This is a genomic window from Malacoplasma iowae, assembly GCF_900660615.1.
Lineage (GTDB): Bacteria > Bacillota_I > Bacilli_A > Mycoplasmatales > Mycoplasmoidaceae > Malacoplasma > Malacoplasma iowae.
In genome coordinates, this window is record NZ_LR215023.1 from 872,424 (window position 1) to 887,531 (window position 15,108).

At 25.3% G+C, this 15,108-nt stretch carries 11 protein-coding genes; 1 reads left to right on the forward strand and 10 read right to left on the reverse strand.

What is annotated here, in order from left to right; translation table 4 throughout:
- The first annotated feature begins 59 nt into the window (after nucleotides 1-59).
- Nucleotides 60-1,034, forward strand: coding sequence for an IS30 family transposase (locus EXC57_RS03440; RefSeq protein ID WP_129692643.1), 975 nt, complete (start codon nucleotides 60-62; stop codon nucleotides 1,032-1,034).
- A 116-nt stretch (nucleotides 1,035-1,150) separates the two neighbouring features.
- Here the strand turns inward: EXC57_RS03440 and EXC57_RS03445 are convergent, their stop codons facing one another.
- The 10 genes from EXC57_RS03445 to EXC57_RS03490 all read right to left on the reverse strand — a co-directional run bounded on the left by EXC57_RS03445 (nucleotide 1,151) and on the right by EXC57_RS03490 (nucleotide 15,098).
- The gene (locus EXC57_RS03445) at nucleotides 1,151-1,576 is read right to left on the reverse strand and encodes a Fur family transcriptional regulator (RefSeq protein WP_004024938.1); all 426 of its coding nucleotides are present in this window, start codon (nucleotides 1,574-1,576) and stop codon (nucleotides 1,151-1,153) included.
- 3 nt (nucleotides 1,577-1,579) lie between these two features.
- On the reverse strand, nucleotides 1,580-2,446 hold the full coding sequence (locus tag EXC57_RS03450) for a deoxyribonuclease IV (RefSeq protein WP_004024939.1): 867 nt from the start codon (nucleotides 2,444-2,446) through the stop codon (nucleotides 1,580-1,582).
- Between the two features lie 162 nt (nucleotides 2,447-2,608).
- Nucleotides 2,609-4,318 carry a phosphoenolpyruvate carboxykinase (ATP) gene (locus EXC57_RS03455; protein WP_004024940.1) on the reverse strand — a complete coding sequence of 570 codons (1,710 nt, stop codon included), beginning with the start codon at nucleotides 4,316-4,318 and terminating at the stop codon, nucleotides 2,609-2,611.
- Nucleotides 4,305-5,561: a pyridoxal phosphate-dependent aminotransferase gene (locus EXC57_RS03460; RefSeq protein WP_004024941.1), complete on the reverse strand. Its 1,257-nt coding sequence runs from the start codon at nucleotides 5,559-5,561 to the stop codon at nucleotides 4,305-4,307. The genes EXC57_RS03455 and EXC57_RS03460 overlap by 14 nt, the downstream gene beginning before the upstream one ends.
- A gap of 106 nt (nucleotides 5,562-5,667) precedes the next feature.
- Complete coding sequence (gene topA / locus EXC57_RS03465; protein WP_129692644.1) at nucleotides 5,668-7,803, reverse strand: type I DNA topoisomerase; 2,136 nt, start codon at nucleotides 7,801-7,803, stop codon at nucleotides 5,668-5,670.
- 239 nt (nucleotides 7,804-8,042) lie between these two features.
- A complete protein-coding gene (locus tag EXC57_RS03470) occupies nucleotides 8,043-9,236 on the reverse strand; it encodes a M20 metallopeptidase family protein (protein ID WP_004024943.1) in 1,194 nt (397 codons plus the stop codon).
- Between the two features lie 18 nt (nucleotides 9,237-9,254).
- Entirely contained in the window at nucleotides 9,255-10,085 is an 831-nt protein-coding gene (gene ylqF, locus EXC57_RS03475) for a ribosome biogenesis GTPase YlqF (protein ID WP_004024944.1), read from the reverse strand.
- A gap of 5 nt (nucleotides 10,086-10,090) precedes the next feature.
- Entirely contained in the window at nucleotides 10,091-11,716 is a 1,626-nt protein-coding gene (locus EXC57_RS03480) for a CTP synthase (protein ID WP_004024945.1), read from the reverse strand.
- Nucleotides 11,717-11,939: 223 nt separating this feature from the next.
- Nucleotides 11,940-13,346 (reverse strand): VWA domain-containing protein, encoded by a 1,407-nt coding sequence (locus tag EXC57_RS03485; protein ID WP_004024946.1) that lies wholly within the window; start codon nucleotides 13,344-13,346, stop codon nucleotides 11,940-11,942.
- Between the two features lie 27 nt (nucleotides 13,347-13,373).
- A complete protein-coding gene (locus EXC57_RS03490) occupies nucleotides 13,374-15,098 on the reverse strand; it encodes an AAA family ATPase (protein ID WP_004024947.1) in 1,725 nt (574 codons plus the stop codon).
- Nucleotides 15,099-15,108 lie beyond the last annotated feature (10 nt).

Genomic DNA, 15,108 nt, shown 5'->3' on the forward strand with positions numbered 1-15,108 from the left:
TCATTTGTTTTGTTTGTAAGTGTTCACTAATAAAAAGATAATGAATATTAGGAGTGCTTATGAAAACTTATAAACATTTAACAAAAGAAGAAAGATGCTTAATTTATTTTCTTTGAAATAAAGAAAAATATTCTATGAATAAGATTGCAAAAATCTTAAATAAAAACAAATCAACAATATCAAGAGAGTTGAAGAGAAACACATCTTCAGCAGGAATTTATTATTCATCATCTGCTCACAAAAAATACATTAGAAGAAAATCAAATTGTCATATGTTTTTTATGTTGAAGTACAAAAACTTCACAGATCTTTTTATTCAAAAATTTAATCCTAAATCTCATGGTGTAGAAGCTACAATTTTTTGAATAAAAGAAAACTATCCATTAGTTAAAGTTCCAAGTGCTAGGCAAGTATTTAGATGAATCAATAGCAAGATTTGAAAGATACAAAGAAGAGATTGTTTAAGAAGAAAATATGTTAAAGAAAAAAGAAGAAAAATAGGTATATTTTCTAAAATTTATGGAAAATACTGCATTCCTTATAGTCTAAGACCAGAAAAGATAAACAATAGAAAAGAATTTGGACATTGAGAAGCTGATCTAATAGTTAGTAAAAGGCAAAGTGGTTATTACCACTTATTAACATTAGTAGAAAGAAAAACAAGGTTGGCAATTATTAGAAAAATAAAAGGGAAAAACGCTAGATCAATGATGGCTAAAATGTATACCATTATTCGAGATGAAAAACTCCCAATAAAAAGCATCACTGTTGATAATGGGTTAGAGTTTCAAATGATGGGAATAACTGCAAAACAATTCAACTTTAAAGTTTATTATTGCCAACCTTATTCTTCATTCCAAAGAGGGTCCAAGGAGAACATAAATGGGATAGTTAGAAGATGATATAAAAAAGGAACTGACTTCAGTTTAGTAAGTGAAGATAAAATAAAAACTCTTGAATGAAAAGTAAACAACATCCCAAGAAAAATGTTTGGTTATAAAACAGCTTACCAAATGTATCAAGAAAATATTTAAAACAAAAAACTCTCAACTTATATTTCAAAGTCGAGAGTTTAATGTAACATTGAAGTGTTGCACTTCACATGTCAGTTAGGGATTGATACCATAAAAATTGTATCAATATAATTTAATTAATCATCTTTAGGTTTTGCAAGTATTTCAATTTTAATGTTATGAAAATCCAAATTGTGTTTATTTAATATTTCAATTAGTTCTTTTTTAACAGATTCTGGCATTTTTTCTTTAATGTTCTTTTTTTGTTCAATACAATTGATGTGAATATGTAAATTATTTTTATCAACTATTTCATATAGTTGGTTTTTAGATTCATAATTAGCATAAATATCAACTAATCCTTCTTTTATAAGAAGATCAATTGTATTGTAAACGCTTGCTGTATTAATGGTTTTATTTCTAGATTTAATATGATTAACAATATCTTGAATTGAATGACTATGAAAATCATCATTTAAACAATTTAAAATTTCCATACGACTTTTTGTTAATCTATATTGCTGATCATTTAATTTTTTAATATATTTATCATTATGTGACATAATCTAATCCACTAAAGTAAATTTTTTATTAATCAAATTTTGTATTTCTGTTTTATATATTGGTTTATCATTACGATATGGTGTCTCTAAAATTTTTGGAACATGAGCTATTCTCTCATTATGGACTCAACTTACAAGAACATCAAAACCAATTTTTCCATACCCAATGTTTTCATGTCTATCTTTTCTTGCACCACGATCATTTTTAGAATCATTTAAATGAATTACTTTTAAATAATCTAATCCGATTATTTTATCAAATTCATCTAATATTTTATCTGGATCTGATATATCATATCCAGCTTCATGAATATGACAAGTATCTAAACAAACTGCTATTCTTTTTTTATTTTCAACTAAATCAATAATATCTTTAAGTTCTTGAAACGTAATACCAACTTCAGTTCCCTTGCCAGCCATTGTTTCAATACAAATAATGACATCATTTTTAGTTTTTTCAAATGTTTTATTAATACCATCAGCTATTAATTTAATAGCTTCATTTCGATCAAGTGTCAAACTACTTCCAGGATGTAAAACAATTTTATCTGATCCAATTTCATAAGTTCTATTAACTTCATTTATAAGTTTTTCTAAACCAAGTTTTCTTGTTTCAACTTTTGGAGAACAAAGGTTGATTAAATATGGTGCATGAACTATTAAATTAGATTTTTCAATTGTATTTTTTTCCATTAAAGCATGTGCTTGTTTAACAACTTCTTGATCTATTTCTTTTCTGTTGAAATTTTGTGGCGGTCCTGTAAACACCATCAAACAATTTGCATTGTATTCAATTGTTTCATTAACACTTCCAATTAAATAATCTTTTGATTTAAAACCTACATGACTTCCTAATAATATTTTTTTCATATTCTGTTCTCCAATTCAGTAACTATTAAATGATACTTGATAAATTTTTAATAAGTTTATATTTTTCAAAACAACTAATAACCACTAAATAAATTTAGATATAAAAATATCATTAATATAAAAACTATAGAAAAAATATCAACTAATTTTTAAAAAAATGATCTATAGTTTTTCAATTAATTTAAGTAATAGGTTTGCTGATTCTTTTAAACCTTTGTTATTGTCATTTTTAATACCAAGCTTTGTAAAAATTTGTCCAACGTAAACTTTTTTTGCAAACATTATTTCAAAGATGTTATCAATTATAGTTTCAGTTTCACTTTGTTTTTGAACACAACCAAAAGGATTAGCAAAAAAACTTTTTGTTATACCAACTTCATTAGTTGTACCAATAGCAAATCTTTTACCATCACAAAATACATTTTTTGCTTCTTGAATTGATTCAAATTTTTGAATTCCTGTTTTATCATCATAATTGTTTGCATATAAAAACATGTCAACCGAATATTTTTTTGAAATATTTTCAAAAGTATTTACTGGAATAATAACCCTTGCATTAAGGTTTTTATCTGCATTATAAAAAATACTTCTATCAATATTTTTAAATTGCGTTTCTTTTTCTAAATCATCAAGCCTTAAAAAAGCCCCGATTTCAGTACCTGATGCTAAAATGTTATTACCATTATTTTCAAAACTTCCCATATCATCGAAAATAACATCCATTTTCTCTATTTTGTTTTTTCCAATAATATTAAGCATTTCTATTGTTTCACTTTTACCAGTACCAGAATCACCCATAAAAACAATGTTTTTAGGTTTTTTATTTTTTAATTTAATTGTAATCATTGAACCATGAACTGGCAGAATCCCTTTTTGGATATTTGATAAATTGTGTAAAGTTAAAATCATTTTTTTCATATATCCAAAATAATCATTTTGTTTTTGGTGTGATATACAACCAAAATATGTTTCTGAATTTGAATCATAATAATAAGAATTATTTAAGCTAACATCTTGCATTCCAAAAAACAAAATAAGATCAGGTTTTTTATTTGTGTATTCTTCAACTTTAGCAATTTCAAACAAGTTTGAAAGACCTATGGCATTAAATACAAAATCTCTATGAAAATAAATGAAACCTAAATTGCTATTTATTTTTATTGGATAACATAATCAATCATCAATATTTTCACTATTTTTAAATGATTCAAAAATATTAACACTTGTTTCTTTAAAACTTCCAACCCTTTTATTTGAGTTAGTTTTTAAAAACAATGGTGTTCTTAACATTAATGATGTAATAAAATTAATTTTTTGTAAAAATTCATATTCTCCATAATTTCATTTAACAAAAGAAATTACACCACAACCATTTGTACCAGCATTTAATTGACGGTAAATAACATTTGATTTACCTTGAATTTTTTCTTCAATATTTCTATAAAAAGAAAGCATTAATTTGTTGAAATTGTTGTCAACGTCAATAAAGTTCATTCCGTTTACAGAATATGATGGTTGATAAACAAATCCTATTCTTAATTTTTCTCTATAAAAGTTATAAAGATTTTCAAATAGTTCTAAACATAAAGAATTATCTTTTGTATAGTAAGAATTAATTTGTTTGTAATCATTAATAAGACAACTTAATAAGAAAGAAGTGTAGTTTTTAATAACAGTGTTTTTTGAAAGTTTTTTGTTTTGCACAAGATAACTAAATAATACAGGTTTAAATTTTTTTAAATAGTTGTAATAATCATTAAGTATTATTTTAAATGCTTCACTTTTCAAAATTTCAATTTCGTTTTTTGGAAATACTCTTGAATAGTTAATTAATACTATATCTTCATATTTATAAAATTTATTTGTTTTCATTTTTTATAACCTCATCAATGATAGTTTTTATTTTAACTGGTAAATTTTCACATTCATTCATATTTAAACTACATATTGCAATTCTTATACCTTCTTTATATAAAACAGCAAAAATATTATTATCCATTAGTTTTTGGTGTAATAATTTATTGTTTTTTATATATCCTGGAATAGTTAAGAAAAATCCTTGGTTATCATTTGGGTATACTTCTAAACCAACTCTATTAGCATGGTAGTTAAAAGTTTTAAATCTTTTTTCTAAAAGATCTATATATTTTTGTTTTTCTTCTAAATATAAATTAAAATTGTGATTATATAATTTAACCAATGTTTCAACAGCGCCATGATTCACACTGCCCCATAAGCTTCTACATCTTACTTTAAAGCTATTGTAAATTTGATCAACAAGTTTTTGATCTTTATTGTATATAACAACAGCACCAAGTCTCATTCCATAAAAACTCAAAGTTTTAGAATAACTAACACAAAACAACCATACAATATTTTTATTTAAATTTTTTAGTAAATTCATATATTGTTTTGTTTGGTAAACATCTTTTGCATATTCAATATATGCAACATCATTTAAAACAACTATTTTTTTATTTCTTGATAACTCATTTAAAAAATCAATAAGTTTTTTTCATTCATAGTAGTTCATTGAATAAGATGTTGGATTATGTAATGGATCATTTAAATAAATACAAATCTTTTTGTGCTTATTAGCTGCTGCTTTAATAGCATTAATTAAGTTAGATACATCAAACTCATTATTTTTATTAAATAAATCAAACTCATAAACTTTAATATTATTTTCTTGAGTTATTAATTTCACAGGTTCTCATTTAAGTGAAGGCATAATAATACAATCATCATTATCAAGTAAAGTGTTTAAACCTAAAAACAATGCACCAGTTCCACCAGCTGTTGCAACAACTTTTGAATCATATAAAAAGTCATAATTTAAAAATAAAATCTTTTTAGTGATTTCAGTAAATTCATCACCACCATCAATTTGTGGTGTGTACGATGCTTTTGTTGCATTAGAAACATCATTATTAAAAGAATTAAAAACAGTATTAAATGAAACAATTTTTTTATTTTCATCATATAATGTGCCAACTGTTGCATCTATAACTTTTTTATTTCCATATTTTTCTCTTGCTTGTTTTGCTAAATTAAAAACTGGAAAAACATTATCTATGTATATAATCTCTTTTTTAGATTTATTAATGAAACTCATAATTATGTTTAGCCTCCATTTAATACAACATACAATAATTTTATTATGTAATATTGAATATTTTAAAAATAAAAAAACTTATAGCTATTAGCTATAAGTTAATAAATTAACTTTTTCTAGTTATAAGTTTAGCAATAGTTCCACCTTTTTTCATTTCTTCAAGTTTTGCTTTGTTTGGAAGTGGTTGATCTGGATTTTCTTTAATTCATTTTTCATATTGTTTATCACCAATGATGTAATTACATTTTGGTCATGAAGAACAACCAACGAATTTTGAGTTTCCTTTTCTTGCTTTTCTCATCAATAAATCTGAATTACATTCAGGACATTTATAAGGTATAACTTCTGGTTTTTCCAATGGTTCAACATGTTTACATTCAGGTCATCCAGAACATCCAATAAATTTACTTCCACCTTTTCTAGCTTTTTTGATAACCAAAGGTTTGTTACATTCTGGACAGTTTCTACCAACTTTTTCATCTTCAACTTTTTGCATTGATTCATAAGCATTATCAACTTCATTATTGAATGATGGAGCAAATTCTTGAAGTCATTTTTTTCATTCTTCTTCACCATTTGCTATTTTATCTAAATGTTCTTCCATAGTTTTTGTAAAGTCTTTATTAATTACATCTGGAAAGAATTTTTCTAATTGTTCAATAACAATTTTTCCATCTTTAGTCATTACAAAAGAACGTTTATCAAGTTCAGCATAACCTCTATCTAGTGCCACATTTGCCATACTACTATAAGTTGAAGGTCTTCCAACTCCTGCTTTTTCTAAATCAGCAATTAGTGTTGCTTGTGTATATCTTGGTGGCGGAGTTGTTTGGTGGTCACTAACTTTTTTAGTTTCTTCGTTCAATACAGTTCCAACTTTATAATTTGATAAATCAATTAATTTATCACCATCTTTATCTTCATAATCAACATAAACTTTTCTAAAACCGTCAAATTCACATTCTCTAGAAAAAGTATAAAATTTGTTTTTATTATTTTCCAATCAAATAGTTATTTTTTTAAATTTAGCATTAGCCATTAATGATGCAATTGTTCTACTTCAAATTAATTTATATAAAGCTAAATCATCTTTTTCAAGTTTACCTTTTAAAGAATCTGGAGTTATAAATGGATGAATTGGTCTTATCCCTTCATGAGCATCTTGAACATTTCCACCTTGTTTAACTTTTGGTTGTTCAATATTTTGTTTACCTAAATATTTTTCTCCATATTCTTTAACAATAAAATCTCTAGCAGTTTTTACAAAAGTTTCACTAAGTCTTGTACTATCTGTTCTAGGATATGATATTAATGCCATTTGGTTACCATCAATATCAACACCTTCATAAAGTCTTTGAGCTACAAGTGTAGTTTTTTTAGAATTTCAATTTAATTTGTTAATAGCATCTTGTTGTAAAGTTGATGTTTTATAAACAGGTTTAGCTGATGAACTACTATATGATGGCTCTTCAATTTCTGTAATTTTATATTCTTTTGATAAGTTTTCAAAAATTAAATTAGCACTTTCTTCATCTTTAAAATTTATTCCTGTACTAAATGATTTTTCATATATATTAACATTTTTAATATCTGAGTTAACTTCTTTTAAAATCAATTCATTTTTATCTTTTAAAGTTACATCAATTGTTCATCAATAATCTGGTACAAATGCTGCAATTTCTTTTTCTCTATCTTCAATAAATTTCAAAGCAACAGATTGAACTCTTCCAGCTGATTCTGCTTTTAATTTAATTTGCATTAATTTAGATAATCTAAAACCAATTAATCTATCTGTTATTCTTCTTGCAAATTGTGATTGAACTCAATTTAGATCAATATCTCTTTTATAGTTAAAAGAATCAACTATTGCATTTTTTGTAATTTCATTAAATGTTATTCTTTTACATTTTTGTTTATCTTTTTCATCAAGAACCTCAAAAACATGTCATGCAATTGCCTCACCTTCTCTATCAGGGTCGGTTGCAAGATATATTTCTTTAGCCTTTGAAGCAAGCTTTTTTATTTCTTTTATAATTTCTTCTTTAGGAGTTTCATTTTTTATTAAACCTTTTGGTTTAGGAATAATTCATTTTGGTTCAAAAGTGTCTTTATCAAAACCCATACCAAAAGATGACAAATCCCTAATATGCCCAATAGTTGCAATGATTTTATACTCATTATCTAAATATTTAGTTAGAGTTTTAATTTTATTTGGTGACTCAATAATTAATAATTTGTCCATTTAATCTCCTTGTTCAACTAGATATAAAATAATCTAAAAAGTATTATATTATAAAGTTGTTTTATTTCAATAAACTTATTTTAAAAATTAAAACAATATAAATTTTATAACCTTTCTTTAAAAATATTTAAGAAATTAATTTAATTTTATCGACATAAATTATTAACTCAAAGCTTTTAAATTATGAATATAAAAATATAAGCATGCTTTATGCATGCTTATAAAGTTGATAAATATACTTAATTAGAATTTAAATATTTAATTAACATATTAACTGAAACACCCATACTTATAGCTAAAACTGAGTCGTCTCATTTAAATGTTGCTGAATGGTGGAATGGTTCTGGTTCATTTTCTTTATGAATTCCTACTTGGAAATAACATGATGGAACTTTTTGTGCATAGTATGAAAAATCTTCAACACCATATTTTGCATTTTCAAGTTCAATAACATTGTTTGAACCAATTAATTTTTTAGTTTCTTCCATAACAAATTCAGTTAATGCTTTGTCATTGTTTAAAGGAGGATATCCTTCATAGAAATACCAATCATATTCAGCACCATATATTGAACATGTTGATCTTACCAATTCTTTAATAGACTCAACAATTTTTCTACCAAACTCAATATCAAACACTCTAATTGAACCGCTCATTTCAGCTGATACTGGAATTACGTTTTCACTTGAACCAGAGTGCAAAGTACCAACAGCTAATACAGCACCTTTATTTGGATTTTTAAGTCTTGAAATTAATGATTGAAAATCAACTACAAGTTTAGATGCAATAAATACTGGGTCAGCACATTTGTGAGGTTCAGAACAGTGACCACCAACTGATTTAATTGTTAATTTAAAATCAATAAATGATGAGTAAAAATCACCTTTTTTAAAATAAATTTTTCCAAAATCACCAGCTCCATATGTATGGAAACCAAAAGCATTATCAACACCTTCAAGAACTTTTCCTTCTTGCATAATTTCATAAGCACCACCAGGGTCTGGACCTTCTTCTGCTGGTTGGAATAAAATTCTAACCTTTCCTTTAAAGTCATCTTTCATTTCATTAAGAATTGCTGCAACTCCTAATAAACTAGCAGTATGACCATCATGTCCACACATGTGTGCAACTCCAGGATTTCTAGATTTATAATCTACATCTGCTAATTCAGTTAATGATAAAGCATCAATGTCTGCTCTAAACATAACCGTTTTTCCTGGTTTATTTGAATCAATATCAAAATAAATACCAGTTTGAGATTTTTGAACAGCATATTTTAGATCTTTAAATCCATAGCCTTCTAAAACCTCTTTGATATATTTTGTTGTATTGTATTCTTGGAAACCAAGTTCTGGGTTTTGATGAATATATCTTCTGTGCTTTATAGCATCAGGTAAATATTTGGAAACCAATCTTTGTATTTTTTCTTTCATTTTTTTTACTTTCCTTTCCTAATTAAAATCTATACCCATATCTTTATTATCATCCAAAAAATTATATAAATACAAAAAACATCTGTGCATGTCATAATTTTTTTTGTCATTATAAAACTTCTTTTTTTCACAAAGTTTGCTAATAAAGAAATCAAAATCATTAGGATTTTCAAGGATTTCAAAATGTTTATTGATTAAATTATCATATTTATTATTTACATAAAAGTAAAAATTCTTAAGAACTTCATACTGGTCTACAACATCAAAATTAACAGTTTTAATCATTGTTAAAATACAACCAACATCAAAGTTTTCTACCTTTTTGAAAAACACTCCAGGAGTATCTAATAACATAATATTGTCTGTAACTTTTGTTCACTGTTTTTTTCTTGTAACCCCTGGTTTATTTTGAACAACTAAATGTTTTTTATTCAAAATAAAATTAATTAAAGATGATTTACCAACATTGGGTAATCCAATTACCATTCCAAATAATTGGTAATTAACATAACCTTTTTTTATTAATGAATTTATTTTTTGAAAACATTTATTTTTAATTTCATTAATAATTCTATTTCTATCATTTTTATTATGTATAGAAATAAATATTATATCTGGATACAACTTAGTATATTTTTTAACATCAACCAAATCACTTTTAACTGCTACTGTTATCTTTATTTTGTTATTAAACAATTGGTTTAGTTCATAATTTGAAGATTGTTTAATTGCTCTAGCATCAATTACTTCAATAAAAAAATCTATGTTCTTGATTTCATCTGAAAACAATCTCATAGATTTTTGCATATGTCCTGGAAACCAATTAATTACATTATTTTTGTTTTCCATATTTATTATTCATTAGTTTTAGAATGCTTGCTAGCATTTATAAAACTTAAAAATAGCGGATTTGGTGATAATGTTTTAGTTGTAAATTCAGGATGAAATTGTGTTCCGATAAAAAATTTATGGTTTGATAATTCAATTATTTCTACTAAATTATTTTCTAAGTTGATTCCACTAAAGACCATACCATGTTCTTCAAATAGATTTCTATAATCATTATTGAATTCATATCTATGTCTATGTCTTTCAATAACATTTTCTTTTTGATAACTTTCATATGCTCTTGTATTTTCAACAATATGACAATCATAATTTCCAAGTCTCAAAGTACCACCAAGATTTTTATCTTTATATTTTCCTTCAAGAATTAAAAATATTGGATTTTCAGTACTTTCATCCATTTCATAACTATTTGCATCATGTAAGTTTAAAACATTTCTTGCAAATTCAATACAAGCAAGTTGCATTCCTAAACAAATTCCAAATAGTGCAATATTGTTTTCTCTTGCATATTTAATTGATAACACTTTACCTTCAATACCCCTATTACCAAAACCTCCTGGAATTAAAATTCCATCATAGTTTTTTAAAGATTCAACATTTTCACTATTTATATTTTCTGAATTAATTAAATCAATTTTAATTTCACTATTTGCATAGTATGCTGCAATTTCTAAACTACTTACAATAGATGAATAAGCATCACTTACATCAGTATATTTACCTATAACAGCTATTTTACATTTGTAATTTTTCTTACTTTTAATTTTCATAGTGAAATTAGTTCACTCACCAAGATCACCAACATTAATAGAATTCATGCCTAGTTTATTTAATATAACATTATGAAGGTTTTGTTCTAATAAATATTCTGGTAAAAAATATATATTATCTTGGTTTGGAAGAGTAAAGATATTATTAACATTAATACCACAAGTTAGACTAATTTTTTCTTTGTTATGTTCGCTAACTTGATTTTTACTTCTAATTAATAATAGATTTGGTGTTATTCCTAAACTCATTAATTCTTTAACAGAGTGTTGTAAAGGTTTAGTTTTTTCTTCTTTTGAAGTAAGCATTTCAATGATTGGTACTGTATGTAAAATTAATACTTGATTATCATATTTTGCTTTAAGCTGTCTGCAAGCTTCTAAGAAAGGAATTGATTCAATGTCTCCAACAGTACCACCAACTTCAACTACTAAAAAATCTGGTTTATAGTTATTAGCCATCGCTATAATTGATGCATTAATTTCATTAGTGATATGTGGAATAACTTGAATAGTTTTTCCAAGATATTTACCATCTCTTTCGCTCATTAAAACATCAGAATAAATTTTTCCAGAAGTTATGTTTGAACCACTTGGAAGGTTAGTATTTAAAAATCTTTCATAATTACCAATATCAAGATCTGTTTCTTTTCCATCTCATGTTACAAAAACTTCTCCATGTTGATATGGTGACATAGTCCCAGCATCAATATTTAAATAGGGATCAAACTTCATATTTAACACATTGAAACCTATATGTTTTAAAAGCGCTCCAATGCTACTACAAGCAACACCTTTCCCAAGCGATGAAAATACACCCCCTGTAACTACAAGAATTTTTGTATTGCTATTTAATAATTCCATAATTTCCCCCATTTCAATCAATTTTAAAGTATGTACCCCATACTAAACTTTATTATTTTATCAAAAAAGAACTAGTTATTATCAATATTATAATTAAAAATAATTAATAAAATTTTTGATTTATTAATTTCTTAAATAAGCTATAAAATAACGAAAATAATAAAAAATCACATTATAGATATAAATATAATTTACACCTAAATAATGTGATTTTATAAACTAATTAAATATCCAATGGAGCTGGATTATCTGTTGGTTGGTCAACATTTTGTTCTTCTTGTTTAAGTTCTTCATCAGACTTAGCAACAAAATCCCAATCCTTAATTTTCTTAATGAAACCAAATGCTTTAATTGATTCTAGATTATTTTTGCTTGCAACATTTGCTTCAGCAATATCATTAATTATTTCTTCTTCATCTTCATCAATATTTAAACCATTGAAATTATATTTATAAGCTCAATTTGTTGTAAACATAGTTTCCAATGTTGATTTATTATCTTGATTATTGATTTTTAAAGAATGGAAATGATGATCTCTTTCTTTAAGTTTTTTAATTTTTTCAAGAGTTTCTCTATTTGGGTTTTTAAACAAGAAATCTGAAATAATTAATATATTTGCCTTTCTGTGTTTTTTGTTTCCCAATACTTTATATATTTCATCAATTGCAACTGAGATGTCACTACCACCATAAAAAGATTTTTTAAATACATCTCTTGTTGATTTAAGTTTATTTTTTGAATCTGAAAGATCAACTGATCTAGCTTTTGTTGAAAATGTTAATAAAATAACATTAACCTTTAATTCTTCTAAAATATTAACTATTACCATAGCAATAGCTTTAGAGAAAATTTCTTTTAATCCTCTCATAGAACCACTTGTATCAACACATAAAACAAGTGGACCTCTATCTTTGATATCTTTTTCAAAGATATCAATTTCTTCAATAATTTCTCTTTCAATCCCTCATAGTTGATATGAAAGTAGTTTCTTTTCTACAAAGTTTTTATAGAAAACTAATTCCAAATCTGGATCATCAAGTTGTGCAATTTCTGTTGGTAATAATCCACTTAGGTTATCACTTTGATGTAATGAGAAAACTTCTTGTGGAATATCTTCTAAAAATAAATCACGTTCTGTTTGTGTTATAAATAAATTTCTTTCAACAAAAGTACCTCAAGATTGAATTGCTTTTCTTATGTTTTCATCATCTTTAATAATTTCAAAGTAATTATTAAATGCTTTATAAACTAAAGATTCTCTTTCTTCAATATCAATGTTGTCCCACATAAAATGCATGTCATAATCTTGCTTTTCTGGAACATCTTGTAATATTTCAATTGGAGATGCAATTGCAATTCTTTCTTCTGATGGAACTGTAAATAAAGTTTCATCATTTTGTAAGTCTTCTTCTGTTAATCTTTTAGATTCAAAATATTTAATTATTGGAAAAAGTTCTAATGCATTTTCTTTTTTCTTTTTTACTGAATTAATTAGATCTTTTCTGAATGTTTCAAACTCTTTACGATTTGGTTTACTACCGCTACCATTTACAAATTCATATAACTTATTAACTGTTGTTTCACTATTAGTTAATAAGTCTACTATCATATCTTTTAAATTTAATTCCATGGGTTATTAACTTTAAATTTTTAAAAGCTATTGTAAATCAAGTGCTGGTAAGATTTTTTGTTTATCTTTTGTAGTAAATCCGTAGTTGATCAATTTAACATATACAAACATATCTTTTATTTTATCAACAATATCTTCTAACACTAAGATAGAGTTGTTGATAGCTTCTTGTAAGAATCCTAAACTTTTGTTTTCAACAAATAGGTTAGATGCTTTCATATCAGCAAATTTTTTGTTTCTTAATGTTTTTAATGTTTTAACATCACTATTAATTCTATTAATTAAAGCTGTTGCAGTATTTTTGATATCTTTAATGAATTCAACTGTAGGTCTAATCAATCTGTAATGATCAACTTCTTTTTCTTCAAAGTTAGTGTAAATTTTTATTTTTTCACCATTTTCATCATTATCTTTATATAAATAGAAGTTTGTACCATCATATTTTAATAATGCTTTTCTTGATGGGGCTACACTAGTTTTAAATTCATCAGCTGTACAATAATTTAACATTCAATCCATAACTTCAAAGTTTTCGTTTTTAGGAATGTTATCAATATCTTCTTTTTTAAAGAAGAATTTGTTTTTATCTGCATCCATAAAATAATAGTAAACATCATCTTTGTTTCTATATGATTTAATGATTACATCTGTTTTAACTTCATGAATAGCAATATTATCAATTATTGTTTCTCTAATTTTGTTGAAAGATTCTACAGCATAAGAATATCTTCCATCAATACCATATTCAATACTTGAAGCACAATCATTGATCATTTTCTTAATTTCTGGAATTTGAGTTGGGTTATTTCAAATAACATTTTCTAAAATAAAACAATCAGTGATATCAACATATAATCTACCGTTAATAAATGCAGCAACTCTTAAAAGATTACCAATTTTTTTTCATTTACGGTCAGAAACATAAATTAAGTCAAAGTCATTAGCTTCTGGATTTCTTTCTAATTCTTTTTTATTGAACTCAACAATTTTCTTTCTTAGTAAAGAAATGAAAGCTCTAATGTTTTTTGGTATTTCAACATATTCAGCATTCTTAGCAATTTTTTGAACAAGACTTAGATCAAATTTTTCATCATCTGTAATGTTTTGTTTATCAAGTAAGTTAGCTGTGTTAGTGAATAGTTCAATAAATTTTTCTTCATTTTGAATTGGTTTCATATCAACTCTAATAATGAAACGGTCTCATAAGGCTTCAAGACCTTTATTTCTTTCAGGTAACTCGTTTGAAGCTGCAATTAATAATGCTAATGGAACTCTTGTAGGTTTACCATCATTGATGAAAATTTTTTCGTTAATAATCATCAATAGTGCGTTTTGAATAGATGAACTTGCTTTTCAAATTTCATCTAAGAACCCAATATTACAGTCTGGTAAGTATCCATCGATTTTTCTAACATATTTACCTTGTTTAAGTTCTGTAATATCAATTGGACCAAAAATTTCATCAGGAGTTGAATATCTATTCATCAATACTTCAAATGAACTTGCTTTTTTAAAAATACTTTCAACTTTTCTTGACACTAATGATTTAGCAATACCTGGAGGACCTAACATAAAAATAGACTCACCAGCTAGTGCACATAAAAATGAAAGTTTTAGAATTTCTTCTCTTTCAACTAAATCTGCTGCAATTTTATTAACAACATTTTTTGCTGCGTTTCTAATTCATTCTGCTTCTTGTTTAACTTTTTCGTATAATTCTGAATTCATACTTAAATTTTTATTGTTTTCCATAATAATTCTC